The sequence below is a fragment of the Rhodococcus sp. M8 genome, from assembly GCF_015654185.1.
Taxonomy (GTDB): Bacteria; Actinomycetota; Actinomycetes; order Mycobacteriales; family Mycobacteriaceae; genus Rhodococcus; species Rhodococcus aetherivorans.
This window is the reverse complement of record NZ_CP064066.1, coordinates 44,422-68,930: the sequence shown is the minus strand read 5'-3', so window position 1 is coordinate 68,930 and position 24,509 is coordinate 44,422. Positions and strand designations below refer to the sequence as shown.

The window sequence follows — 24,509 nt, the reverse complement described above, 5'->3', positions numbered from 1 at the left end:
GCAGCCACTCCACCGGATACCACCTCGAGGCGGATCCGGTCGGCGTCGGCGGCGGTCGCGGCGACGCCGTACATGAAGGGTTCTCCTGTTTGGTCGTGTGCGAAGGCTGCATCGGGGCGTCGAGACAGGTCGGCGATCGGGGCGGGTGCCCGTCGGGGCCTCTGGGCGGTGGCGGAGCAGACCGAGGCATACGAGGTTGAATTCGGATTTTTCTTGATTCCGTCCGTTCCGGTATTCGGAAAGTCGGTGTCTCGTGACCGGATCGGGCAGCGAGCGGTATTCGAATTACGGGTCGAGGTCGTGGCTCGTGTGGTGCCTGTGGGGCAGGCCCACGGTCGCGGCGGGGGTGTCTGGCGCGGCGGTGCCGGGGGTTCTTGCCCGGACGGGCCGGGGGTGGCCGAGGGTCGCGGCGGCGATGGCGCGTAGGTCGACGCCGTGGTCGATGATCGGGCCGACGGGCAGTGGGTCGGTGGGGTCGGTGATCGCCATGTCGAGTACTTCGCGCATCAGGCGGGTGTCGCCGGTCTGCATGTACTCGAAGCGCCCCCAGACGAATTGCTCGCGGAGGTCTCCGAGCAGAGGGTTGCTGGCGAGGTCGGCTTTCTTGACGGCGATGAAGCGGTCGGTGTCGAGGGTGTAGCCGGCCTCGGTGCACAGCTGCCGGAAGAACGCGAATTGGCTTCGGGTGTTGCCCTCGCGAAAGCTGTGAACGTGATTGATCCGCAGCCACACTTTCGTCAGCTCGTCGAGGAACTGTTCTCGTCCGAGTCCGCGGAGGTTGTCCTTGGCGGCGATGCGGTCGAGGACAAGGGCGCTGGCCTCGGGGACGTCGCGGGCCTTGAAGTACGAATGCGGGATCTCGGTGACCCGGCGCTGACCGTTGCGCACGGCGGCGACGTCCGGTCCCATCTTGACCATCGGCCAGTCCCGCGGTGCGGTGCGCAACTGGCCGGCCCAGGGGTAGACGTCCTGGAACAGGTGGTGATGGATGCGTTGGAAGTGTGGCAGGTCGAACCGGCCGGGGATCGGATCGTCGGCCAGTTCCTGCATGCGCAGGTAGCTGATGACGCCTTCGGCGCGGTGCAGCAGGTCGGCGTCGGGGATGCCGTGCGGCCATTTCTCGATCGCAGGACCAGGCTTTTCATCACGGCGCGGCTGGTGTCGGGCATTCCGTCCGGGCGCCAGTCGACCGTGTCGGGGATGAAGTAGTCGAGCCATTCGCGGGAGTAGCGCGGGGCCATGTCAGTCGATCTCGTAGCCGGCCTCACGAGCGATGATCTTGGTGACGTCATCGATCGTCGTGGTGCCTTGGATCAGTTCGACCAGCAGTTCCTTGTCGCCCTCGCTCATGTCGCGGCCTTCGATGGCCATGATCGGTTCCATCGCGGCGACGGCGGCGCGGGCTTCGGCTTCGGTCTTGCGTGGTGTCACAGGTTCCCCCTGGTCGGCGGTGTGGTGGGGCAGGACCGTCGGGTCCTGCCCCACCGGTGGTGTCGAGGCTAGAGACGCGATCAGACGGCGCGACCGTCCTCCTCGTATCCACCTCCGTATTCGGCTTCGTACTGCCGCGTCGGGTCGAGGTGCTGCTGCTGTTGCGGCCGCGTGCCGTGGGGATTGAACTTGTGCAGTGGGCGAACGTCGCCTGCGGCCCGCAATCCGTGTGCGAGCGTGTCATCGAGCTCGAAGGTGCCGGTGGCGGCGCTGACCGTCTCGGTCGGCTCCACGATCGCGTCGGTGGGTTCGACCACCGCGGCGGTCGGTTCCACCGTCGTGGGGGCCGCGGCGTTGTCGAGGCGTTCGAGGCGCGCGAGGCCGGCCTGGTGAATCACCTCGCGGGGGATCGTGTGGTCGGCGGCGAACGTCTCGACCACGCGGGTGCCGAGGCTGAATGCCTCGCCTCGGGTGTTCACGGCGTCGCGTTCGACGCGGCCGTTGCCGTCCCAGGCTTCGAGGTGCCATTGCCTCTCGTCCCAGTACACCCGGGCGCCGGGCCGGCCGGTGCCGGCGTCGAAGCCGTACTGCCAGAGCGCTTCGGTCTCGTCGAGCGCCACCCACGGCTGGGCCTTGCGATTCGCTGCGCGCTGCTCGGCACCGTCGAGCCATTCCTGCCTGGCTGCGGCCATGCGCGCCGGGACCGAGGCGATGAGGTCGTCTTTGCTCATCTGGCGTTCTGCGGCCCAGGCAGCGGTGGGGTTCAGGTCGAGGGTCCACTGCGGGTACTGCCCGTCCGCGGCCCGCCGCTCCTGGTCCTCGCGGGCTCGGCGTAGTGCGTCGGGGGAGTTCTCGCGGGCGTTGACCTCCAGGCGCAGCTCTTCGGCCCGCAGTTTCGCGGCGTCGAGTTCGGCCGTCGCGGTGAACTCGAGTTCCGGTTCGGCCTCGGCGTCGGCGAGCCGGCCCCGGTTGTGTTCGATTCTCGCTTCGATGACCGGCACCTGCCGGGTGGCCTTCTCGGCGAGATTGCGGAGGGTGGTCAGCATCCCCTGCGCCCCACTGGCTTTCTCGAGCGCGTTGAGGAACCGGTCGCGTTCGTACCAGGCGATCTCCTCGCCGACGCAGACGTAGAACTGGCCGAGGACCTGGGTGTAGCCGAGTTCGAGGGGCACGCCGTTAATGGCCCCGAAGACCACCTCGTCGTTGCTGCGGGTCACTTCCTCTTTGAGCCGGATCAACGAGCTTCGCAGCGCGTCGGCCAGATCGGCGGTTTCCGAGTCGGGGATCGCTGTGTGGGGGAAGTGCCAGATCTTCGTGGCGCGGTCGTCGATGCTGTTCCAGGCGGCGAGCTTGTCGACCATCGCCCGGACTTCGGGCAGGCGGTTCTCGTCGGTGGTGATGGTCTTGCTCAAGGCCCGGATCGCGGCGCTGCGGGCGGCGTTGGCGCCCTGGACGGCGTCGCGGCGGGCTTCGAGTTCGGCGACCTGCTGGTCGGCCTCGACCTGCGCGACGAAGACCGGATCGCCGGTGGCGGCGGCCTTGCTCTGCGCCCACGAAACGGTCAGGTCCCCGCCGAGGTCCTCCATCGTCGGGGGCACGTCCGCCGTGCGGATCATGGCGACGAAGTTCGATTTGCGGGCCACGTACTGGTACATCATCGCGTCGTAGGAGCGGCGGGCCACGAGGTTGACCACGCTGACGGTCTCGTGGACGTTGCCCTGGCGGATGATGCGGCCGAGGCGTTGTTCCATGTCCGCGGCGGTCCACGCCGGGTCGAGGTTGATCATCTGCTTGAGTGCCCGTTGGACGTTCAGGCCGGTGCCGCCCTTCTTGGTGGAGGTGAGCAGCACCCGGATTCGCCCGTCCGCGCACGCTTCGACCAGCCTCGCTTTGGCTTTGGGGCCGTCGTAGTCGTGCATGAACGCGATTTCGTCGGGCTGCATTCCCCGGGTCACCAGGGCGTCGCGCAGCTCGGTGTAGAGGTTGCGGGCCTTGGGGCCGGCGCCGGCCTTGGGGGTGCCGCGGTCGCAGAACACCAGCTGGAACACCCCGGTCATCTCGGGGCCGTACTTGTCGGCCGGGATGTGCAGGTCGGCGTGGTCGCGGTGGACCTGCCAGATCAGCTCGGCGGCGTGTTCGATGCGGCTGTGCTCCGGCTCGGGTGGGGCGAGGTTCGCCAGTGAGGGGTGCATGGTGAGGTTGCGCCCGTCGGTGGCGATCTTGAGGCTGTTGTCCAGGTCCATCCGATCGCCCCGGATCGTGCCCATGCGCACGTCCAGGTCGGCCATCGCGTCGAGGGCGTCTTGGCCCATGTCGAACTCGACGATCTGCGGGGTGCCGCCGTCGAGGACGGGCAGGCGCACCGGGATCTGCTCGGCGGTCACCACGTCGCGGAACTGGTCGAACATCGCCACCAGCTGCGGCACGTTGGCGTATTCGGCCATGCGGGTGCGCATCTGGATGCGGGTGGCGGTGGCGTTCATCTCCGGCACCGATACCGGCTTGGCGAAGGTGCCCGCCCAGTTGTCGATGCGCCCCAGGCCGGCCTCGTGCAGCAGGTCCGGGCGCAGGTACTTGGTCATCACCCAGATTTCCGACAGCGAGTTGGTGATCGGGGTGCCGGTGGCGAACGCGAGCGCCTTGGCCGGCGCGTGCGCCATCCCTTGCTCGGCGTTGCGCACGCGGGCCTGCTCCCGCAGATACTTGGCTTTCATCTCCAGGTCGGTGGCGCGCTGGGAGCCGGTCGGCACCGACAGGTCGGCGCTGTTGGAGGGGCGGGTGAGGTTCTTGTAGTCGTGGGCCTCGTCGATGAACAGGAAATCGCAGCCCGATTGCTCGAAGGTCAGCCCGTCGTCGGTGGCCTTGGCGTCGATGATCTTCTCGATGCGGCCTTCGGCGGCCTTGATCGCGTTCTCGATCTGCTTGACCGTGAACTCCGCTCCTTGGCTGTTGGCGGCGTCGAGAGCCTGCCGGAGTTCGGCGATTTCGCTGTCGAGGTACTCGATCTGCGCTTCGCGGCGCATGGCGATCTTGCCGAACACCGACTGCGGCACGATCACCAGATCCCAGTCCCCGACCGCGGTCTGCCCGACGAAGCGTTGCCGGTCGTCGCGCCCGTCGAGTTCGGAGGCGACGAGGATGTTGGCGTTCGGGTAGGCGTCGCGGGCCTCGACCGACCACTGGGCGAGCAGGTGGTTGGGCACCACGATCCACGGTTGGCGGATCTGTCCGAGACGTCTGGCTTCCATGCAGGAGGCGGTGATCGTCAGGGTCTTGCCGGCTCCGACCACGTGGTCGAGCAGGATCGTCTCGTCGTGCAGGAACCGCGTGACCGCTGCGGCCTGGTAGTCGTAGGGCGTGTACTTCGGGTTCAGGCCGGGGAAGGTCTTGCTGCGTCCGTCGTGGACCGGTTTGACGTAGGAGTTGTAGCGCTCGTTGAAGGTGGTGGCCAGGCGCAGATAGCGGTCGCCGTCCTCCCACAGCCACTTCTCGAACCGCTCGGCCAGCGCATTCGCCGAGGCTTGGGCTTGTTCGGTGAGCTTGACGTGGAACCGCGGCTTGGGGGAGCGTTCGAGCTCGTCGGCGGTCTTGGTGACCTGGATGGGTTTGTTGTTGGCGAGCAGCTCGAACATCTTCACCCCGGGCAGCCGGCCGGTGCCGTACTTGTCGGGATAGCCGCTGGAGAACTCGTGGCGGCTTTTCTGCTCGGTGGAGATCTCCCAGCTGCCGGTCACCTTGTCGTGCTCGACGGTGAGCCGGTCCGGGCGCAGCCCGAACTCCTGGACCAGGAACGCCCGGTAGTCCTCGATCGGCACCCAGGTCGCGCCGATGCGCACCCCGATGTCGGCGGGGTCCACATCCGCCGGCACCACCGATTCGAGGGCCTGCACCAGCGGGGCGTAGCGGGGATCGGTGGCAGCTTTGACCCGGGCGAGGGTGAGTTTGTCGCGGACCTGCCCGGACAACGCGACGGTGGCGAGTTCCCACTGGTCGTCGGCGTGCAGGGACGGATAGATGCGGCCCTGGGTCTGGTCGAGGGTGTCCTCGACGGACAGGTTCAGCAGCTCGGCGACCCGGTGCGGGGCGATGTGTCCGAGTTCGTCGAAGCAGAGCGCCAACGCCTCGTCGAGGTCGGCGGCGCCGGTGGACTTGTCCTTGAAGGGGGTGGTGTCCTCGGTGAAGATCGCCGTCTTGGTCGCCACCGCCTCGCTGCCGTCGAAGCGCGACTGGAAGTTCTCGATCGCCAGCACCATGCCCAGGCGTGGATCGCGGGCGATCGCGCCCTGCAGATGCGCGGAATGCCGCCGCGGCTGCGGCTGCTCGGCCGTCTTCTCGCGCAGCTCCTCGTACACCTCGTCGGGAATCGACCCGGTGTAGGGGCCGGCCTGCGTCGGGTCGAGACCGTCGGCAATAGCCTCGTCGCGGCCGGTCTTGATGCGCCACTCGGTGATCGCCTTGTCCAGGCGAGCGTCGATCTTCGCCTCCGACAGCGGGGTCGGGTCGGTGAGCTTGAACCGGTTCAGCGGCCCCCACCTGCGCACATAGCCGTCGTAGAGCGAGTTCAGCCGGCCCCGGATCAGGTCACGGTCGGCGACGGTATGCGTGCGGGAGCGGCTGGCCTCGGACAGCTCCATCACCGTCTCACCGAGAGCGATGAGCACCTTCCACTGCTCGGCCAGGTCCTTGCCGCGGCAGGTCACCTCGGCCCAGCCGCGGCCGAGGGTGAACTGCTCGAAGCGATTCTCGGTCTCGTGGAATCGCATCGCGCCGGGCAGCACCTCGTTGGAGTCGAGGTCGGTTCCGGTGCGCAGCCCCGGCGTGGTGAACGCCTCTACCTGCACCGGATCGGGGGCCGGGGCGGTGAACCCGAGACCGCGGGCGACGGCCCGGTCGATGAGCGGATCGAGCTGGGTGCGCAGCTGCTCGGCCAGGGCGGTGCCGGTGTGCGGGGTGACCCGCAGCGAGCCCCCGGCATACATGCCGCCGCCGACGGTGAGGGTGCCCAGCACCCGCTCCGGGTACTTCGCGAAGTACGGGTTGATCCACGTGTGCGTGGTCTCGCCGGTCTTGGCGTCGATCGCGGCGACCTGCACGGCAGGACCGGCCCAGTCGAGGGTGTCCTCGGTGGGGGTCGCTCCGTCCTCGCGGCGGCGGAAGATGAGCACGTCGGTGACCACGGCGGTGCCGGCCTGCCGGTCGAACGCGCCGGTGGGCAGACGCACCGCACCGATCAGATCACCCTTCGCGGTGATCGCGGCGCGCTGTTCGGCGCGGCGGGCATCGGAGGTGAACATGCTGGTCACCACGGCGACGTAGCCACCGGGCGCGGTCAGCGCGAGGGATTTGGCGATGAAGTGGTTGTGGATCGCCAACCCGCCCGGGTTGTGGATCGGATCGACGGGTGCGAACCGGCCGAACGGGACGTTGCCGATCGCCCCGGTAAAGGTGGCCTCGGGGGCGAAGTTGCGTTCGAAGCCGTGGTTGCGGATCTGCTGCGAGGGATACAGGTAGTGCGCGATCTTCGCGCTGATCGGCTCGATCTCGACGCCGACCATGCGCACCGTCTCCGGGGCTGTGCCGACGAAATGACCGGCCCCGCAGCCCGGTTCGAGCACCAGGGCGCCGTCTGTCAGGCCGGCGCGCTGCACGGCCCGCCACAGTTCGGCGACGATCGCGGGGTCGGTGTAGTGGGCGTTGAGGGTGGTCTGGCGGGCCTGGGCGAAGCCCTTGTCCCCGAGCAGATCGAGCAGGGCGGCGTGCTCGTCGCCCCACTGCGCCAGGATCTTCGCGCGGTTGTCGAAGACCTCCGGGACCGCGCCCCAGCCGGACCACTGCGCCAGCACCGCCTGCTCGTCGGCGGTCGCCGGTCGCTGCTGCCCGTCGAGTTGGCGCACCAGACGCAGGGCGGCGATGTTCGCCCGCACCCGGGCCTTCGCCCCGGTGGGGACTAACACCTCGGTACCGAAAGCGAAGTCTCGCGCCTCGACGGTCGGCGGTGCAGGACGCACCGCCGCGGTGTCGGTGGCGTGTTGTTCCTGGTCACCACCGGTCTGCGGGGCGGGTTCGCCGGTCTCGGCGACAGCTTCCGGCCGCTCCACTGCGGCCGCGGCGGCGGTCTCACGTTGCGGCTGCTCAACCGTGGTCTGCGACTCGGCGGAAGCATCAGCGGCGGCGTACTGGGCAGCGGTCTCCGGGGAGAGGTAGACGTATCCGCCGGATTCCTTCCGTGCCTTGACCAGACCACCGCCCCGCCACAGGGGGCTGGTCAGCGGCTCGCCGTACTCGGTGTCGGGAACGACCAGCTCGTCTGCGGCCGCAACCGGTTCGGTCTGCGCCGGCACCGAGGCCGGCTCGGCGGCAGCCTCCGGCTCCGGTGCCGTCTCAGGTTCCGGTTCGGGCGCGGGCGTCGGTGTGGCGGTCGGCCCGATGTGGCCGACCATCAGACGATCGGTGAGCACCCACGAGGGCGCGGCACCGTCGATGCCGGCCGGGGGAGGGGCCGACGGCTCGGCGGGAGCCGATTCGACCTCGTCGAAGATCACCGCGCCTGTGTCATCGACCGCAGGCGCTAAGACTCGGGGGGACGGCGGCGGGGCCTCCTCACTGACCTGCGGTTGCTCGGTCTCCGTGGTCGGTTCGTCGTGGGTGTCCACCTCGGCTTCAGCCTCGGAGTCGGTGGCGAGTTCGGCCTCGGTGGTGCGCTCGGGGTCGAGCTGTTCGGCCTGGGGGTCGGCTGCGAGGACGGCGCGGGCATCGGCGATCGCATCCCGCATCGTCAGCTCGGGACGGGGCTGACCATCGACGTAGGTAATGTGCTCACTGCTGTTCGGTGCCCACCCGGAGCGGATCGTGACGTGCCGACCGTCCGGATCCCCGAGGACCACATCTCCCGCCCCGGCGAAGGTCAGGTCGGGGGGCGTGAGGCTGTAGAGGTCCTCGCCTGCTGCCCGAATGTCGCGCAGAACCTTCGGGTCCGCGTCGTGACCGAGGGTCCACTCCAGATCGACCCCGAGGGATTCGAGCAGGCCGACCTCGGCCGGGACATCGCTGCGCAGCTGCTCGATGATGCCGCGGCGCACGTCCTCGAGGAGCGAGTGGGCGGCAACGAAGCTGCCGGACTCGTCGTACTTCCACAGCAGATCCGACCGGGCCGCAGCGTGGTAGAACTCGTTGTTCCGGGCGTAGGCGATCGCCCTGCTCAGCACGGTGGCGCGGGCCTGGGCGTAGGGCCGGTAGATGCGTTCGATCCACTCCGGGATCGGCCTGGTGCGGGCGTCGAGCAACGCACCGATCACCACCCGCGGATTGTGGCCGGCGGTGGTGGACGTGCCGCCACCGTCGAGGGTGTATGCCCACCCGTGAATCGAGTAGTGCTGCACCCGCGATTCCACAAAGTCCCGCAAGCGCAGCTGCCGGAATTCGCCGGTCGCGACGAACCCGGCGGACACATCCGATGCCTCAGGCTGCGGCAGGTTCGGGATGATGTTTCCGCGCAGCTCGGCAGCCAGACGCTCGATGGGAATGCCCGCGGTGGCGACGATCAGATCGGGGCGTTCCTCGGCCATGACCGCGAACGCGGTCTCGATACCGAACTCGATCAGATCGGTGCGGGTCCACATCGGCAGTCCCGCCCACGACCCGACCAGCGGGTCCCGGCGCAGCTGCAGGGTCATCCACGCCGTCCACTCCCCGGCGGTGTCCCGGTCCCAGGTCAGTTCGGGTCCGTGGAGGCGGTCCCATTCGGCGTAGGCCCGCTCGTACAGCTCGGCCGGCAGCGGGTGATGTTCGAGCAGCACCTTCGCTGCGGCCTGCCGCAGCGGTGAGCCGGCGCGGGCGGCTTCGGCAATCAGGGACTTGGCCTCGTCACGGGCGACGGCCGGCAGGTAGTCCGGGCGCCGGCCCTCAACCGTGGCGATGAGCCGGGGATCGACGGCGACCTCGGCGATCAGAGCGTGGCGCTGCGCGGCGGTGGCCTCACGGCGTCCCTGCTCGACACCGGCGAACCACTGGGCGCGGATCTCGTCGCGGGCCTTGCGGCCGCGCACCGCCTCGAGCGCGGCGGCGACCTGCGGATCGGTGTCCGGCTGCGGCAGGGTCAGCGGATCGCCGGGGTCGTAGGCGGCACGTCCCCGCGCCCACCACTGCTCGACCTCGACCGTGGCGGCCCGGTCGATGCCGTCCTGCACGGCATCGACGTGCTCGCTGCGCTGCTCGGCGGTGTCGAGCTCGGCCGGTTCTTGCGCGTCGAGAACAGCCTGGGTGGTGTCGAGGAAGTCCTCGGCGGCTGCGCGGTCTTCGCGGGCGCGGGCGTCGACGATCGTGTCGGTGACCTTGGTGGTGACCGGATGCTGCACCGGCTCGCCGATGCGGGCCTGCCAGTACGCCTCGGCGGAGCGGTGGCCGAGTTCGCCCCAGCGTTTCGGGTCGGCCAGGATCGCCCGGCACACCGCGAACATCTCGTCGGTCAGCGAGGCACGGTCGGTCATCAGGTCGGCCAGCGCGACCTGGGCTTTGACCTTGAAATGCCCGTCGGCCCAGGAGAGGAACTGCGCCGCGGTGTTGATCTCGGGGTTCGCCGCGGCATCGGCCTCGGGATCCGATTCGGCGAGACACTCGAACAAGCGTCGCTCGACCTCGGCCACCGGATCGATTACCGGCTGCAGCTGCGGCGTATTGACCTGGGGCGGTTCGGGTGCCGGGGGAGTGCCTGGTACGGCCGGTTCGGTCGGTGCCGCGGCCGGGAGAAACATCGGCCCTGCGGGCCGGTCGGTGAACTGTGCCTGCGGGATGTTTCCGGCCAGCAGTGAGGCGATCAGGTCGTGGGCCTGGCCCTTGGTGATGGTCTCTTCGACGACGAACGGCACGTCCGTCTCGGCGGCGAGGCGTTCGAGGGTCCGCACCTGACGGATGGTGGCGGGGTGCTCCCGCCAGGCCGGTTGCGCGGCCGCGACCTCGCGCACCACCTGCCTGGGGACGCTCTCCGGGTCACCCCCCAGAACGTGTAGCTCACTGCGCAGCTGGTTCTCCCGGCCACGCAGCTCACGCCATTTCCCACGGAGCCGTTCGAGGCGCTCCGTCAACGAGACCACGTTCTCGGCGTTGGCGCGGATACCGCTGTCGAGGCCGCGTTCGTGCGCGGTCGCCAGGGCTTTCTTCGCTGCGGCCAGGCTCTTGGTGAGCTTTCGGCCCAGCAGTTCCAGATCTACGAATTCCTCGCGGACCTGCGCCCACTGTGCCTGGGTCAGAACGGCAGATCCGGGTCCTCCGGCGGGTTGCGCCGCATCTCGGCCTCGATCATCGCCGCCAGCTCGTCCGCGAGCGGATCGCGGGAGGTCATCGGCACCGGCTGGTTGTCCTCGATCCGCTGCGCGATCAGCGCCTGTGCCAGCGCCCGGAACCACGCTGGCTTGCCCAGCCAGACGCGCTCGACCACTCGCACCGCGGTCGGGTTCAGCTTCACGTTCTGCGTCCGCCACCGATCGGGATCCTGCGCTGTCCGGGCCGCTTCCCAGCCCTTCTCGGCTTCCTGCTCGGCCCACGTCTCGAACTTCTCGCGGGCTGTGCGGATTTCCGGCGTCACCTGCGGGTACAGCTCGCCCTCCAGCACCATCTCCCGCGCTGCCCGCCACGCTGTTGCCTTGGCGCGTACCGCGTCCCGGTACGTCGCGTCCGGGGTCGCCTGCTCGAACTGCTCGGCCGCGTCCTCGGTCATCTGCTGCAGGCGCAGCGCTTCCCGGTCGATCTGCTCCTGCTCGGTCGCCGGGTCGATCCCCAGCCACTCGACCAGAATCCGCCTGGTCTCGGCCGCGATCGTCAGGTCGATTCCCTCGACTTGCACCCTGAAATCCTCGCTCTGCGGAGCCATTTCGTCCTTCCTGATCCTCTGTACCGAACGTGTCCTGGTTGGCGTTCTCGTCCGCCACGCGACCTCCTCGACTGCGCCCGACCCTGGGCGGAGTTCCCCCGAATCCGTGAATGTTCAAGATCAATTTTACCCGATCGCTGCACTCGAAATACGTCCTGAACTGCGATTACCTGTCGTTCCACTACCCGGTCCGCGATGCCCGCGGGGCGGCCGCAGCGACCGCCACCACGACGATCAGCGGAAGAATCAGAAGCCCTCCGAGGCCAGCCGCCACCGCCCGAACCGGGCGACCGTACCGGCGATACGACCGGTGCGCACAAAAGAGCGCGGCCACGATTCCGAGCACATTGAAGATGAGCAGCACAACCATTCGATCCCCCTGCCTCCGTGGGCGCGAGAGGCACATCCGCCGTCTCGTCGTCCAGCTGTGCCTACACCAGGGGGCCGACAGCGCCGCGGTCCGCATACGTCCGCAGGCCGGCAGAGCCCGTCTCGATTGCTCGCTGTCGCCACCGGCTGCCATCATGGAGGACAACGGACCGGATCGAGACGGAAGGGAGCGCGCCGTGACCACACACGACGTTCGGGCACTGGTCGCACGGTGGCGTGCGCTGCCTACCGAGGAGAAGGTCTATCGGCGGCGCGCCGCCGTGGTCGATCACGTGATCCACAGCATGGCGATGGAAGGCGAGCCGGTCTCCGACCGGTGGATCGAGCAGGCACGGCACCGCCAGCGCGCCATGCTGGGCTCGCACTGATCGTGCACGCACGGACCCGCGCAGCAGCGGTTGCCGGTGGGTGAGCCGACGGAGCCGGTCGATACCGGCAGCACCCGCCAGTTCGAGACGCTGTTCGGTACGAAGACCTACCACGAGGTCGCCGATTTGATCGCCGAGCCGCTGCGCCGGCTGCTCGACGAGGTGGCCTCCGGTCGCTTCGCCGACGAGGCGATGGACGTGGATCTGCTCCGCGAGTTCCATCGCCGGATCCTGATCGACGTGATGCCCGACATCGCCGGCAGGTGGCGCACCACGCCGGTCCGGGTGGGAGGCCACTATCCGCCGGAACACATCCATGTGGACCGACAGATGCGGGAGCTGTTCCACAGCTTCACCGGCCGACTCGACTACTGCGCCGGCGACGTCGAGCTTCAACTCGAAGCCCTCGCCTACCTGGAGGCTCAGGCACTGCACGTGCATCCGTTCGAAGATTTCAACGGTAGAGCGGTCCGGGCGATGGTCGCCGAAGCGATGCGGCGGCTGGACTTTCCCGTCCTCGAACTCAGCGTCGAACGCGACACCACCCAACATGCCCGGTATGTGACGGCACTGCGGGAATGGGATCAGCACAGGTCGTTGGCCCTGCTGTGCGAATTCTGGCGGGACGTTCGTTTCGCATCTCTGGACGACCAGGACTGAGGGCCCTGCCTGCGGCGCAGCGTCGAGCCGAGGGACCCGTGAGCTCCGGTCGAACATGCTGGACAAGCACGCACAGAGGTCCGAGCGAGTACGAACCTTGCCGCAGCTTGGGGATGGCCACGTCGAGGGTGCCGACGCGGGTGTCGAAGTCCCGGTGCCGGTAGCCGGTTGCGAATGTTGACACGTTCGTCCGAGCGTTGGCCGTAGTCCGCGCCGCACAGGGCGTCGGCTACGGGCCAGGGCGGGCTGGACTACGCCCAGCATGTCGGCTTTGTCACCGAACCGGAGTGGATACGATCTCGAAGGACGAAACCTCGGGTCGAGCGGGCTCCGACGCCGGTTGGGTGGGGCCCGACTACGGAAATGGCGCCGTGCGGATCGGACCGGTCCTGTCCACGTGAGACCCGCGGGATTAATCCTTCAACGGCCGCTGCCGCCCACACTACCCGTCGGAGGCGTTTCCGGGTGCCGATGCCGCGGACCGGCACCGCGAGGCCCGGATGGATGAAGACGCAGATATCACTTGTCTTTTCGGTCGTAAGGACGGAATGCAGCTTCGCCGGTGAGGGCTCTGATGACAGTTGCGAGGTCGGTATCGGTTAGACAGTCTTGATCTTCTACCGGGTGGAACGGGTTGATCCGGTTCTCTCGTTCTCGGCGGGGCGAGCGGTTAGACACGTATTTTCCTTCGTTTCCGAGCAGGGCGGCGTGGTCACCGCGCGAAAACTTGTGGCGGGTGCCTGTTCCTGCGTGCTGGGTGCGTACTGCCGTTATTCATGTTCAGGTTGGCGGGCGGGAGCGCTGCGCCTATCCGTGTCGATCCGCCAAGGGCCTATCTACCGGTATTGCGGCAGGAAGGGGGTTGAAGCCAATGCATGCAAGAGTGTTGAGATTTACATGTGTATAGGTGTGATTGAATTGGTGCATGGGACACGGTATGCGGGTTCGTTCAGCGACCCCGGTGGTCGCTTTGGATCCGGCTGCGGCGGCAACAGTCGCGGAGACTTTGCAGGCATTGGCGTCACCGAATCGACTGTTGATTTTGGCCAGGTTGCGGCAAGGACCGTGCGGAGTCACCGAGCTCGCCGAGGCTGTCGGTATGGAACAACCTGCGGTTTCTCACCAGCTCCGCCTGTTGCGAGCGCTGCGGTTGGTGATCGGCGAACGCAGTGGTCGTAGCGTGGTGTACAGCCTCTACGACTCGCATGTCGCGTCGTTGTTGGACGAAGCGGTATACCATATCGAACACCTCAGGCTCGGCGCACCGGAGTCCCACTTGCCATGAACGCCTACAGCGTCACCGCGTTACCTTCCGCGAGCTCAGTACCCACCGAGCCGAATTAGGAACCACCGTCATGACGTTCTGAGGCACTCAGCTCGACTCTGCGCTGTGTGCCTCAGAACGTCATTGATGAAGTGCGGGCGTACCCCGTCGGCTCAGCCCCGTCGGGGTACGCCCGCACTGCTGCTGGATGGAAACGCAGGGGATGTCAGTCGATGATGGCCATCGATTCCATGCGCTCGCGGATCTCATCTTCGCTGATCAGCCCCGAGTCGACCACGCTGGCCTCGAGCGCCTTTGTCCAGCTCTCGTAGTATGCCTCGCAACCGTTGGCCTCAGCGATGGAGTGAATGAGACGCTGTCGGAAGAACTCCCATTCGTACGACTTCTGATCCGAAAGCGCGATGGCGACCCCGAATGCCGTTGCTTCCCAAGGCTCGGTGAATACAAGCTCGCCATTGTCGCGGGGCGGTGCGGCGGTCCCAGTCGCCGGGAGCCGATCAGTGAGTGTGTCTTCACTCATACGATCACTTCCTGGGGTGTGAGCGCATTACTGACACCGATCATCGAGTCCCGACTCACCAGCTTCGCCAGCTCGTCCTCGGACCAACCGTCGGTGCCGGCCGGCCGTTCCGGGATGACGATGTAGCGGATTTCGGAGCTGCTGTCCCAAACCCTGACCTCCACCTCATCGGGGATGTCGAAACCGAAATCGCGCTTGAGCACTCCACGAGGGTCTGCTACCACTCGGGACCGGTACTCCATGCTCTTGTACCAGGCGGGCGGGAGACCAAGCACCGGCCACGGATAGCACGAACACAGAGTGCACACCACCACGTGATGCGTTTGGGAGTCGTTGAAGACCGCCGAAATTTGGTGTGCCTGCTCACCGGCATAGCCCAATGACGCCATCGCGGCCGTCGCGTCCTCTTCGAGCCACTTGCGGTACTCAGGGTCCACCCAGGACTTCGCCACGACCTTGGCACCGCCCATCGGGCCGATCTCGTTCTCGTAGTACGAAACGACTCGGTCGACCGCGGCGGGCGTGATGAGCCCTCGCTCGTACAGCAAAGTTTCGATTGCCTTGGTACGTGCCTCGTACTCCGTGTACTTATTGACGTGCTCGCTCACTATCGTATTCCTTTCACGCAGAGATCAGGTACGGTTCCCAGAGATCGACGCACACTACGTCTTTCCCGTTTCCGTCGTCGCCCCACAGTTCCTGGGCGGAAAACGCGACCGTGTAGAGCGGGCGGGGATCGTCGCCGAGGCCGGCGGAGCTGCTCTCGGGATAGATCTGGCAGCCGTGGGAGGTGACGATTTCCCCGATCTTGTTCCGCACATATTTCGGGCACCGTGTGTGTCCCAGCGGGTTCATATTCTTCACTTTGACCTTGTCACCGAGGGAGAAACTCGGCTCCGCTCCTGGAAGTGCTAGGGAGTGGGGCTCGTGAAGCCGTTCGATCGCCTTCTCGATCTCGGCCGGATCGAACTTCCGCGACGGGTTCCTGTCCGTGTACCGACCCTCGAGGATCTCCTGCACACGGTGCTTTCGCTCTTCTTCGGTGATGATCTTGTCGGCGACGAGGATACGTTCTGCCGCACTCAGCCAGTGGGTGTAGTACGAGTTGCGAATCTCGTTGACGTAGTTTTCGTTCCCCATCGACTCCCGGAAGAACCGCGACTTGTCCCACCACGACATGCCCTTGAGATGCATCCAGGTCAGAATCGACAGGGTCCGACCCTCCCACTCGTAGTGGAAGAAGGGCTCGTCCTTCTGATAGGGGACCGGTCCGTATCCGGTCATGCCGCCTGTGTCGTGGATACCATCCATTTCCTCATTCCTTTCATCGGAGCTGGGCTCAAAGAGGGGTCCAGCTGGCTTCTACTCGTAGGGAGAAGGTGTCAAATGTTCCGGCAACGGAATGGCGATATCAGTTGGCTTGAGTGAATCCTTCACAGCACAACAATCGTTGAACGGCGTCACAGTGTCTCCGGGTCGGCTGTAGCGGCCGGTTCTCGTTCGAAAAGAGAAGGGGCGCATGGATACCATCCCTGCGTTCGGGCGCTCTCCCCGCACACTACGGGGACGTGATTCGGTTCTGGAAGTAACAAGATTGAATCGCTTGCGCTGAATCTTGAGGCGTTGCCAGGACACGCATCGGTCCGGGAGGCTAGGTTCCCTCCGGGTGTCTGCGTCTCCGATCTCTCGGCTCCCACCCTTCGATGTTCGAGCTGCAGACTTCGCCTGCCGCCCTACGTGACAATTTTTACTTCACATCGGAACGGATGTCAATGTGTAGATGTGTTAATCCTGCGCATCCCAAAACAGGATGAAGACTCCGGCGATCGCATGATGCCTATGGTTGGCTCCGCACACTCGTAGCAACCGTGGTCGTCCAACGGCGGCAGGGTGATCAGCATTGTCAGACGTCGCAGTGTTGCCGCGGTCGCAGTCCAGGCCGATGCGCATAGAACGAAGAAGGGTGCGCTCGGTGACCTGCGGCACAGACCTGGACAAGTGGTCCGCGACGAGCGCCCTCGCAGGCGTTGGCGCCGAGTCAAAGCCCCTAGTACGGAAGGGAACCGCCACGACTGTTGGCTGTCACATGGCTGTCACAGCTGGGCTGCGGATTTCCGGGGCAGGACGCCGGCAGTCTTCGTCTCAGGTGCGCAACTGCCGCTACGGCGTTCGTGACCGCGGCTGCCTTCCGGCCGAGGATGCGTAGGTCCCGTCGTGGGCGACGTCCGCCATGGCGATCCGCGCCAACTGAAGAGCCGTGAGGCCGCTCGGGCGTTCACAACAGCTGCAAGAGACGGCAGGCTGGGACGACGCTGGTTCCTGCCCTCGACGTGGGCGGGAGGAGAGGGTGGGGGTCGTACATCCGACTAGCACCCAGGCATTGTCCACTCACGTGTAGGATCGACTCCAAGTACTTCCACTTGAAATAATTCGTTCAGTGGATATCCTCTTGATGAGGAGGTAAGATCAACTGCGCGTGGACGGGGAGGGACAGGAATGATCGAGTCGGAAGCGGTGGCTGAATCCGGAAATGTCGTTCGATCACCTTTGGTCGGAGGCGCCCTGGAAGCCGTGAGCCGGTCCCTGAGTCGTAGAATCCATAACGTGGTCGATCAAGAGAAGTTGACCGCGGACCAGTGGTACGTATTGGACATCATCGTCCGCAACGATGGAATCGCGATGACCGAGATCGCTCGATCCCTGGGCTCACCTGCGCCGACAACGACGAAGCATGTGGATCGCCTGGTCACCACGGCGCTGGCGTTCCGCCTTCCTGATCACGCCGATCGCAGGAAAGTACTGGTCCATGCTTCGAAGCGCGGCGGTTCTGCTCACAGTCGGTTGCTCCCACTCGTGCAGCAGGTCGAGGACGAGTTCATGGATGAACTCGCGATTCCCGATCGGCAGGTCCTGCGCACGGTATTGGAAACTTGGTTCGAGTAACGCACTTTCATCTGTGTGCCTCGACATCGCTCGAAACGCATCAAAGCAACTCACACATGGGAAACCTGCGCTAAGATGTCGAACTCTACTCCGTCAGCCCGCGCGATGTACATGTCCTGAGCGAGATGGCGACCGTCGAAGCGGACATGGCCTCGAGGGCTGTCGTAGTCGAGGGTACGGTCTGCGTGATAGCTCAGAGACATCGGGTCGAGATCGCCGGCCCGGTCTGCAAGAGTGGCCAACAGTCGAATGCCCTCGTAGCACGACTCTCCAGGCGAAGTGATCGGCGGGGCGGTCGGGCCGAAGTGCTTGATGTACCTGGATTCGAAATCCATGCTGTGCCCGGTGACCAGGCACTCGAAGAACCCCGATACCGAGTAGAGTCCGTGCGCGGCGTGTGCGCCGCTTGCCAACAGCATGTTCTCATCCATCAGCGGACTGAGTCTGACGATGTCGCGGTGCAGCCCTTTCCGTGAAAAAGACCGGTTGAACTGTACTGCGTCCTGGCCGAGGAGGAGGACGAGAACGCCATCGGCCCCCGACATCTCAATTGCCTCGAGCGTTGAAGTGAAATCGGATGTGCCTAGTGACAAGAACTCGCACGACGCCAGTCGAACGTCGCTGCGGCCTCGACTCGGTCGCTGGTTCGACGCCAGGAATTCGCGAATGACCGAGACAGTCTTTCGGGGCCAAACGTAGTCACTGCCAATGACATACCACTTACGCACGCCGATCTCAGTCATCCATTCCAGGGCAGGAAGAATCTGATTCGTCGGTACCTCTCCCGTCATGAACACGCCGTCGGAGTTCTCGCCGCCCTCGTAGACTGCGGTGTAGACATACGGAATACGTCCGCCGATGGCGCTCACGATGCGTCGACGAACAGCAGACGTGTGCCACCCGACTACGGCGTCCAATTCCCGACGTTTCGTCTGGTCGGCGATGCATGCTGCTACGGCGGACGGGTCCGCGCCCCCGTCAACGAAGACCGGCGTAACCTCTCGGCCCAGGATTCCGCCGCCCGCGTTGAGCTCATCGATGGCGTACTCGGCGCTCGCCTGGCATGACGGACCGAAAATGCCGGACGGTCCACTCTGAGGTAGCACCAAGCCCAGGTTCAGTCGGCCAAGGGGCACAGCGGTCTCCTTGCGGGGATCTAGGCAACATGCTCCCTGGAGTATGAACCCGTTCACATTGCTCTGTCCATGACCGGGTGTTTCGCGACGGTTAACTGTTGCGGGTCATGACGTTGTAGACACCAGCTCGAGGGGTTGAAGAAGGCGGACGGGTCCTCCGACGGCAGGATGGGAAGTACCACCAACTCATCCGCCGAACGAAAGAACCCGTCCGTGCTCCACCGTAACGCCCCGCTGTCCGTCGAAGGTCGCCGCCGTCTCGTCGAGCGCTGCCAGACCCGCCCGCTCTCCCACGTTGCCGCCGAGATGGGGATCTCCCGAGCCTGCGCCAGCAAATGGATGGCCCGCTACCGCGAACACGGCGAACTCGGTCTGCTCGACCGCCCCAGCGTGCCGCACCACCAGCCCACCGCAACACCGGCCGAGACCGTAACGCGGATCGAGACACTGCGCCGGACCCGCAAATGGTCCGCAGCCCGCATCGCCCACGAACTGGGCGCCGACGGCATCACCATCTCGGTGCGCACCGTCAGCCGACACCTCGCTCACCTCGGCCTGAACCGGCGCAAGTTCCTCGACCCGAACGGCGAGAACAACCGGGAACCACGCCGAATCATCGCCCGCTGGCCCGGCCATATGGTGCACGTCGACATCAAGAAAGTCGGCCGTATCCCCGACGGCGGGGGTTGGCGGGTCCACGGTCGTGGCAGCAACCAGGCGAAGAAGGTCGAGCGCGCCAAAACCGCCGGTGCCCGCGCCGGCTACGTCTATCTGCATTCGGCGGTCGACGGATTCTCCCGCCTTGCCTATACCGAGGCGCTGAACGACGAGAAAGCCGCCACGGCAATCGGGTTCATGCACCGCGCACGGGTGTTCTTCGCCGCCCACGGAATCGTGCACATCCACCGGGTCGTCACCGACAACGGGTCCTGCTACCGGGCGAAGGACTTCGCGAAAGTCCTGCACGGTGGCCGGCACCAGCGGATCACCCCGTACACGCCCCGTCACAACGGGAAGGTCGAGCGCTACAACCGGATCCTTTCGGAGGAGTTCCTCTACGCCCGCGTCTGGGCCAGTGAACGGCAACGCGCCCAGGCGCTACACGTGTGGAATGTGCACTACAACTATCATCGCCCGCATACTGCCGTCGGTAACCGGCCGCCCGCGAGCAAACTCCGGACCGGTGTCACCAACGTCATGGCCTCATACAGTTAACGTGTGCTCGATCGACGGCCTTAGTGGATGTCTCATTTGGCGAGCTTCTTCCAGCAGGTCAGCGCGGCGGCGAGTTGCAGGAAACCGGCGAAGTGCTCGCCGTAGCGTTCGTAGCGGATCGTCAGGCGCCGGTATCCGGTCAGCCAGGCGAGGGTGCGTTCGATCTTCCACCGGTACCGGCCGAGGCGCTCGCTACTGTCGACGCCCCGGCGCGCGATCCGTGGGACGATGCCCCGTGCGCGCAGCCACCGGCGGTGCACGGGGTAGTCGTAGCCCTTGTCCGCCCGCAACCGGCCGGGTCGCCGACGACGCGGCCCACGGCGCGACCGCACGGCGGGGATCGCGGTCACCATGGGCTGCAGCATCACGCTGTCGTGGGTGTTTGCCGAGGTCACCGCGGTCACGAGCGGAATGCCCTCGGCATCGGAGAGGATGTGGATCTTCGAGCCGTTCTTCCCGCGATCGACCGGGCTGGGACCGGTCAAAGATCCCCCTTTTTCGCCCGGACGTGCGCTGCATCCAGGATCGCGGCGGACCAGTCCAGGTCCCCACCGGCGCCGAGCCGGTCGAGGACCTGGCGGTGCAGCTCGTCGAACACCCCGGCCTTGACCCACGCGGCGAAGCGGCGGTGCGCGGTCGGGACGCTGACCCCGAACGACGGCGGCAGGTGCCGCCAGGCGCAGCCACTGGTCAGCACGTAGACGATCGCGGTGAACACCGCCCGATCGTCCAGCGCCCCCCGCCCGCCGCCCTGCGGCCTCGGCGAGAACCGAGGCAGCAGCGGTTCGACGATCTCCCACAACGCATCCGGCACCAACCGAGTAGACAACGCATCGACCACGACATGCATCATGCCGTACACAGGATCTGATCCATACAAGACACGCTCTTAACCAAATCATGGAGGTGGAGAACCGCACATTCGTGTCGTTCGAAACGGCGGACCGATCGGCCGCACGGTCCCAACCTGCTGTGGAGCCTGGGATCTCTTGAGCGAGCGGTCGGGGCGAGTGTGTCGAAGCCGGAGATCGTGCAGGTGCGCGCCGGATAGGGGCCAAAGAGGGGCCTCGCCCCAGGGCCGGCGGGTCACGTCGTTACCGGTCTCACGGGGAATCGACGTTCACGGGCATTCCCGTCGGCCAGTGACTCTGCGCTCGGTAACGTAGCCGGCACGTGAAGCCTGGAGACACCTAGGGCTTGGGAAATTCCGCCGGAGGTGCACCAGCTGGGCAACCGCAGCACGATTCTCCGTGTCCGTGCCAAACCCACATTCGGTCAGCTGGTCGTACGGGTTCATCTCTCTCTGAAAATTGCGTTCTGTAACTAATGTTCGCTGTGCACGCCTTTGGGCCTGGGACCCATGTCGGGCTACCGTCGGCGTGAGGACTCGCCCGACCCTGCCTGTTCGGCGCGTTACAAGAATCTTACGAAAATCTACTTCACAATGACAGTATCTGGTCTACCCTGAGAGCACACAACCCCACAGCCGTGCGTGTACCACCGGCGACGGACGGGCGAGTCGGCTCCGTACAGCGGTCTGTCTCAAGGGATGTGCAGGTATGAACTACGAGCCGCCTACGTGGCGGTGGCACGAACCGAGGCATGGGAAGGGGTTTGCCACTGATGCACGATCGATGCCGACGCAGGAACAGCCCCACACCGAGCAGCGGCGGTCATAGATTCGCAAGGTTGTAGACGTTCAATCGGACAGTCCACGTTTAGCGCCGTTCGCCCCCTGGTCGGCCGGCCTCTTGGGAGCGCGAGTTCTCAGATTCCGCTGGAAAGGAGCTTGCCAGTATGCATATCGCAGAAGGATTTTTACCGCCACTTCAAGCGGCGGCCTGGACGGTGGCGGCCGCGCCCTTCGTTGTTCATGGCGCGACCGCGGTGGTACGCCAGGTACGTGAACGACCTGAGACGCGACTGCTATTGGGCGCTGCAGGAGCATTCACATTCGTACTATCGGCGATCAAACTGCCGTCGGTGACAGGTACCTCGAGTCATCCAACCGGGACCGGTCTCGGAGCAGTGCTGTTCCGCCCTCCGGTGATGGCTTTTCTGGGGACCGTAGTCCTTCTCTTTCAGGCACTTCTTCTAGCGCATGGTGGCCTTACAACCCTCGGAGCTAATGCCTTCTCCATGGCGATCGTCGGTCCATGGGTGGGGTACGCCGCCTGGCGAGGGCTACGATTACTCAACGCGCCAGTAGCTGTGGGCATATTCGCCGCGATGTTCTGCGCCGATCTCGCCACCTATTGCACGACCTCGGTCCAGTTGGCAGTAGCATTCCCCGATGCGACAAGCGGGATCCTGGGCTCGCTGGTGAAGTTCCTCTCGGTATTCGCGATCACGCAGATTCCGCTCGCTGTCATCGAGGGACTGCTCGGAGTTCTGGTATTCCGCACGCTGCGCCACATCGCCGGTCCGGAGCTTGCAAGCCTGAGAGTGCTGACACGTCGTGCCCGGCGCGGAGCAGAGGCCCGGACGGAGGATACCTATGTCGCGTCATAAGTCTGCGCTCACGAGCGCATCATTGGTAATCGCGATCGCTGTAATATTCTACGCATCGATATGGATGAACCGGGATCAAGCAGCGGACTCAAGCTTCGTCGGCAGCGACACAGCCGCTACGGAGTACATCGAAGAAAACAACCCCGAATACCGTCCCTGGTTCGCACCGGTCTTCACACCGACATCAGGAGAGATCGAATCGGGTCTCTTTGCATTGCAGGCCGCGCTCGGTGCAGGAGTGTTTGGATTCGCTCTGGGCGCACTTTGGCAGCGGCGACGAGCCGAGTCAGGATCGCGTTCGACGACGCCGGTCCCGGCGGCCGCCGCAGAGCCTGAAGATTGACATGGGACGGGGGTGTCCCCGCCGAAGGGAGCGCAATGGCCTCGAGTGCAGCAGGAATCGACACTGTCGCATGGCGAAGTCCCTGGCGGCAAAAATCGGTAGCGGAGAAGGCAGTGCTCTACGGCGGTGTCACGGTTCTGGCGTTGACGTTGCCGCCCTGGCCGACGATCCCGCTGCTGCTGTCGGTATGCCTAATAACTTCCAAACCGGCTGGTATCCGATTAGGGCATATGCTCCGCTGCGCTCGCGGGCCTGCGACATTCATCCTCATCGCGGCCGCATCGACCATGCTCTCGGTGGACTTGAACAACTGGCAACTGTCAGTACCCCAAGAAGGAGTCGTACACGGAGCGACGCTGGCCGCTCGAGCGATAACCGCATCCATCGCGATGCTGATGTTTGCATCCACGACACCCATCACCACGGTGATGGGATCGCTCCGACGGCTCGGTGTCCCGGGACCGTGCATCGACGTGGTTACCGTAATGTACAGACTGGTATTTGTTCTGCTCGAGTCGATCTCGGTAATCCGGCAAGCACAGATCTCGCGCCTCGGATACTCGACTGCCAGACGCACACTCAACTCGGCGGGGCTGCTCACCGCAGCGGTGCTTACTCGAGCATGGTCGCAGGCTAGCCGGTTGGAGATGGGACTCGCAGGGCGGGACTTCGGAATATCGATGCCGACGCTCGATGAACCGATTGTGAACTGGCGTTTCATCGGCGCCTGCGCGTTGACGTTCAGCGCGATTGTTGGGGCATCCCTGCTGGAAGGAATATTGCCTTGAGCCACTTATCTTTACGCGCCGGAGGCGTATCCTACGCTTATCCCTCAGGAGTCGAACCCCTCACCGACGCAACTATCGACATTCCGCCGGCATCACGTGTTGCTATCCTGGGGGCCAACGGATCCGGTAAGACCACGCTCTTGAAGATCCTCGCTGGCTCCCTTAGGCCCACGCGCGGAATCGTCGAAGTCGACGGCGTTCCGCTTCGGCATGACCGCTGCGGGCTTCGGCGCCACAGGCAATCCGTTCAGCTAGTTCTGCAGGATCCCGATGACCAGTTGTTCTCGGCAGATGTCGCACATGATGTGGCGTTTGGACCGGCGAATCTCGGCCTAGAACGAGCAGAAATTTCCGAACGAGTCGCTGAGGCGCTCGACCTACTGTCCATCGAATCCCTGTCCAGCCGGCCCACACATGAGCTGTCCTACGGAGAACGCAAGCGCGTGACCATTGCAGGTGCGATGGCGATGCGACCTTGCGTTCTATTGTTGGATGAACCCTCGGCTGGGCTTGATCCGGCAGGCATCGAGGAGATGTTCCGTGCGCTCGGCCGACTTGAGGAAAAGCAGACGACGGTCGTCTTGTCGACTCACGACACCGCTCTTGCCTTCGAATGGGCCGACTCCGTGGCGGTGGTACAGGGAGGCAAGGTCTGGCAAGGAGACCCGGACCGGTTACTGCGCGACGGTGACCTCATGGCTGCGGCACGATTGCGGCCGCCTTGGCTGATCGACCTATGGGATCACCTACGCACACTCGGTGTCGAACTACCGCGTTCCGTGCCGCGAAATACGGGAGAATGCGCGAAACAGATTTCCGAAACATTATTGCCCCGTGTCACCTCCATACAGAGCCCCTCTGCGCTGGAATGGGACTCCAAGGTGGATCGACATGCCAGCATTCCGGCTGATCTGTCATCTAGTGCTCCCGCTGTGACGAGATAGTTCACGCCCGGTGGCCTCGATGACGGAAAACACGCCGATTTTCGGCTGAGCATTCGGCTCGCGAAAACGATCGAATCCCTGGCCGTTTCCCGAGCCGACTCGGTTGAGGG

Annotated in this window: 18 protein-coding genes and 1 pseudogene; 9 read left to right on the top strand and 10 right to left on the bottom strand. The window is 65.3% G+C overall.

What is annotated here, in order from left to right; genetic code table 11:
* Window positions 1-285: 285 nt before the first annotated feature.
* From ISO16_RS28035 to ISO16_RS28020, 4 genes are all read right to left on the bottom strand, one after another.
* Window positions 286-1,050, bottom strand: a complete 765-nt coding sequence (locus ISO16_RS28035) for a Fic/DOC family protein (protein ID WP_230304624.1) — start codon at window positions 1,048-1,050, stop codon at window positions 286-288.
* A gap of 192 nt (window positions 1,051-1,242) precedes the next feature.
* Window positions 1,243-1,431 carry a hypothetical protein gene (locus ISO16_RS28030; protein ID WP_072636258.1) on the bottom strand — a complete coding sequence of 63 codons (189 nt, stop codon included), beginning with the start codon at window positions 1,429-1,431 and terminating at the stop codon, window positions 1,243-1,245.
* Between the two features lie 80 nt (window positions 1,432-1,511).
* The gene (locus tag ISO16_RS28025; RefSeq protein ID WP_230304623.1) at window positions 1,512-10,520 is read right to left on the bottom strand and encodes a helicase-related protein; all 9,009 of its coding nucleotides are present in this window, start codon (window positions 10,518-10,520) and stop codon (window positions 1,512-1,514) included.
* 152 nt (window positions 10,521-10,672) lie between these two features.
* Window positions 10,673-11,296, bottom strand: coding sequence for a hypothetical protein (locus tag ISO16_RS28020; protein WP_072636251.1), 624 nt, complete (start codon window positions 11,294-11,296; stop codon window positions 10,673-10,675).
* Window positions 11,297-11,862: 566 nt separating this feature from the next.
* Between ISO16_RS28020 and ISO16_RS28015 the strand changes: the two genes are divergently transcribed.
* Window positions 11,863-12,054 (top strand): hypothetical protein, encoded by a 192-nt coding sequence (locus tag ISO16_RS28015; protein WP_010596690.1) that lies wholly within the window; start codon window positions 11,863-11,865, stop codon window positions 12,052-12,054.
* Between the two features lie 36 nt (window positions 12,055-12,090).
* Window positions 12,091-12,714 carry a Fic family protein gene (locus tag ISO16_RS28010; protein WP_072636253.1) on the top strand — a complete coding sequence of 208 codons (624 nt, stop codon included), beginning with the start codon at window positions 12,091-12,093 and terminating at the stop codon, window positions 12,712-12,714.
* 88 nt (window positions 12,715-12,802) lie between these two features.
* Here the strand turns inward: ISO16_RS28010 and ISO16_RS28005 are convergent.
* A pseudogene (locus ISO16_RS28005) lies at window positions 12,803-12,944 on the bottom strand (transposase); the annotation flags it as partial.
* 695 nt (window positions 12,945-13,639) lie between these two features.
* Here ISO16_RS28005 and ISO16_RS28000 point away from each other — a divergent pair.
* A complete protein-coding gene (locus ISO16_RS28000; protein ID WP_075288615.1) occupies window positions 13,640-13,999 on the top strand; it encodes an ArsR/SmtB family transcription factor in 360 nt (119 codons plus the stop codon).
* Between the two features lie 205 nt (window positions 14,000-14,204).
* On the opposite strand, the gene ISO16_RS27995 is transcribed toward ISO16_RS28000, so the two are convergent.
* Genes ISO16_RS27995 through nthB form a run of 3 tightly spaced genes read right to left on the bottom strand, consistent with a single transcriptional unit; the run spans window position 14,205 to window position 15,830 of the window.
* Window positions 14,205-14,519, bottom strand: a complete 315-nt coding sequence (locus ISO16_RS27995) for a nitrile hydratase accessory protein (RefSeq protein WP_044476167.1) — start codon at window positions 14,517-14,519, stop codon at window positions 14,205-14,207.
* Window positions 14,516-15,127, bottom strand: a complete 612-nt coding sequence (nthA, locus tag ISO16_RS27990) for a nitrile hydratase subunit alpha (RefSeq protein ID WP_006940500.1) — start codon at window positions 15,125-15,127, stop codon at window positions 14,516-14,518. The genes ISO16_RS27995 and nthA overlap by 4 nt, the downstream gene beginning before the upstream one ends.
* Window positions 15,128-15,140: 13 nt before the next feature.
* The gene (nthB, locus tag ISO16_RS27985; RefSeq protein WP_072636260.1) at window positions 15,141-15,830 is read right to left on the bottom strand and encodes a nitrile hydratase subunit beta; all 690 of its coding nucleotides are present in this window, start codon (window positions 15,828-15,830) and stop codon (window positions 15,141-15,143) included.
* A gap of 1,293 nt (window positions 15,831-17,123) precedes the next feature.
* Here nthB and ISO16_RS27980 point away from each other — a divergent pair.
* Complete coding sequence (locus ISO16_RS27980) at window positions 17,124-17,462, top strand: MarR family transcriptional regulator (protein WP_006940502.1); 339 nt, start codon at window positions 17,124-17,126, stop codon at window positions 17,460-17,462.
* Window positions 17,463-17,512: 50 nt separating this feature from the next.
* On the opposite strand, the gene ISO16_RS27975 is transcribed toward ISO16_RS27980, so the two are convergent.
* Window positions 17,513-18,598 (bottom strand): substrate-binding domain-containing protein, encoded by a 1,086-nt coding sequence (locus ISO16_RS27975; RefSeq protein ID WP_006940503.1) that lies wholly within the window; start codon window positions 18,596-18,598, stop codon window positions 17,513-17,515.
* A gap of 213 nt (window positions 18,599-18,811) precedes the next feature.
* Between ISO16_RS27975 and ISO16_RS27970 the strand changes: the two genes are divergently transcribed.
* Window positions 18,812-19,813 carry an IS481 family transposase gene (locus ISO16_RS27970; protein WP_040269858.1) on the top strand — a complete coding sequence of 334 codons (1,002 nt, stop codon included), beginning with the start codon at window positions 18,812-18,814 and terminating at the stop codon, window positions 19,811-19,813.
* 32 nt (window positions 19,814-19,845) lie between these two features.
* On the opposite strand, the gene ISO16_RS27965 is transcribed toward ISO16_RS27970, so the two are convergent.
* Window positions 19,846-20,663, bottom strand: a protein-coding gene (locus ISO16_RS27965) for an IS5 family transposase (RefSeq protein ID WP_195886213.1) whose coding sequence is annotated in 2 segments (ribosomal slippage) — window positions 19,846-20,312 and window positions 20,312-20,663 — 819 coding nt in all. Because the reading frame shifts where the segments join, the coding sequence is not laid out codon by codon here.
* Window positions 20,664-21,610: 947 nt separating this feature from the next.
* Here ISO16_RS27965 and ISO16_RS27960 point away from each other — a divergent pair.
* Genes ISO16_RS27960 through ISO16_RS27945 form a run of 4 tightly spaced genes read left to right on the top strand, consistent with a single transcriptional unit; the run spans window position 21,611 to window position 24,399 of the window.
* The gene (locus tag ISO16_RS27960) at window positions 21,611-22,324 is read left to right on the top strand and encodes an energy-coupling factor ABC transporter permease (RefSeq protein ID WP_006940504.1); all 714 of its coding nucleotides are present in this window, start codon (window positions 21,611-21,613) and stop codon (window positions 22,322-22,324) included.
* The gene (locus ISO16_RS27955; RefSeq protein WP_075288616.1) at window positions 22,311-22,667 is read left to right on the top strand and encodes an energy-coupling factor ABC transporter substrate-binding protein; all 357 of its coding nucleotides are present in this window, start codon (window positions 22,311-22,313) and stop codon (window positions 22,665-22,667) included. The genes ISO16_RS27960 and ISO16_RS27955 overlap by 14 nt, the downstream gene beginning before the upstream one ends.
* A gap of 35 nt (window positions 22,668-22,702) precedes the next feature.
* A complete protein-coding gene (cbiQ, locus tag ISO16_RS27950) occupies window positions 22,703-23,455 on the top strand; it encodes a cobalt ECF transporter T component CbiQ (RefSeq protein ID WP_083662563.1) in 753 nt (250 codons plus the stop codon).
* Window positions 23,452-24,399: an energy-coupling factor ABC transporter ATP-binding protein gene (locus ISO16_RS27945; RefSeq protein WP_075288618.1), complete on the top strand. Its 948-nt coding sequence runs from the start codon at window positions 23,452-23,454 to the stop codon at window positions 24,397-24,399. The genes cbiQ and ISO16_RS27945 overlap by 4 nt, the downstream gene beginning before the upstream one ends.
* The last annotated feature ends 110 nt before the right edge of the window (window positions 24,400-24,509 follow it).

Excerpts from the sequence above, each read along its gene's own strand:
- ISO16_RS28035 (WP_230304624.1), bottom strand. The coding sequence starts at position 1,050 with ATGCAGGAACTGGCCGACGATCCGATCCCCGGCCGGTTCGACCTGCCA.
- ISO16_RS28020 (WP_072636251.1), bottom strand. The coding sequence starts at position 11,296 with ATGGCTCCGCAGAGCGAGGATTTCAGGGTGCAAGTCGAGGGAATCGAC.
- ISO16_RS28000 (WP_075288615.1), top strand. The coding sequence starts at position 13,640 with ATGGGACACGGTATGCGGGTTCGTTCAGCGACCCCGGTGGTCGCTTTG.
- ISO16_RS27995 (WP_044476167.1), bottom strand. The coding sequence starts at position 14,519 with ATGAGTGAAGACACACTCACTGATCGGCTCCCGGCGACTGGGACCGCC.
- nthB (WP_072636260.1), bottom strand. The coding sequence starts at position 15,830 with ATGGATGGTATCCACGACACAGGCGGCATGACCGGATACGGACCGGTC.
- ISO16_RS27960 (WP_006940504.1), top strand. The coding sequence starts at position 21,611 with ATGCATATCGCAGAAGGATTTTTACCGCCACTTCAAGCGGCGGCCTGG.
- ISO16_RS27955 (WP_075288616.1), top strand. The coding sequence starts at position 22,311 with ATGTCGCGTCATAAGTCTGCGCTCACGAGCGCATCATTGGTAATCGCG.
- cbiQ (WP_083662563.1), top strand. The coding sequence starts at position 22,703 with ATGGCCTCGAGTGCAGCAGGAATCGACACTGTCGCATGGCGAAGTCCC.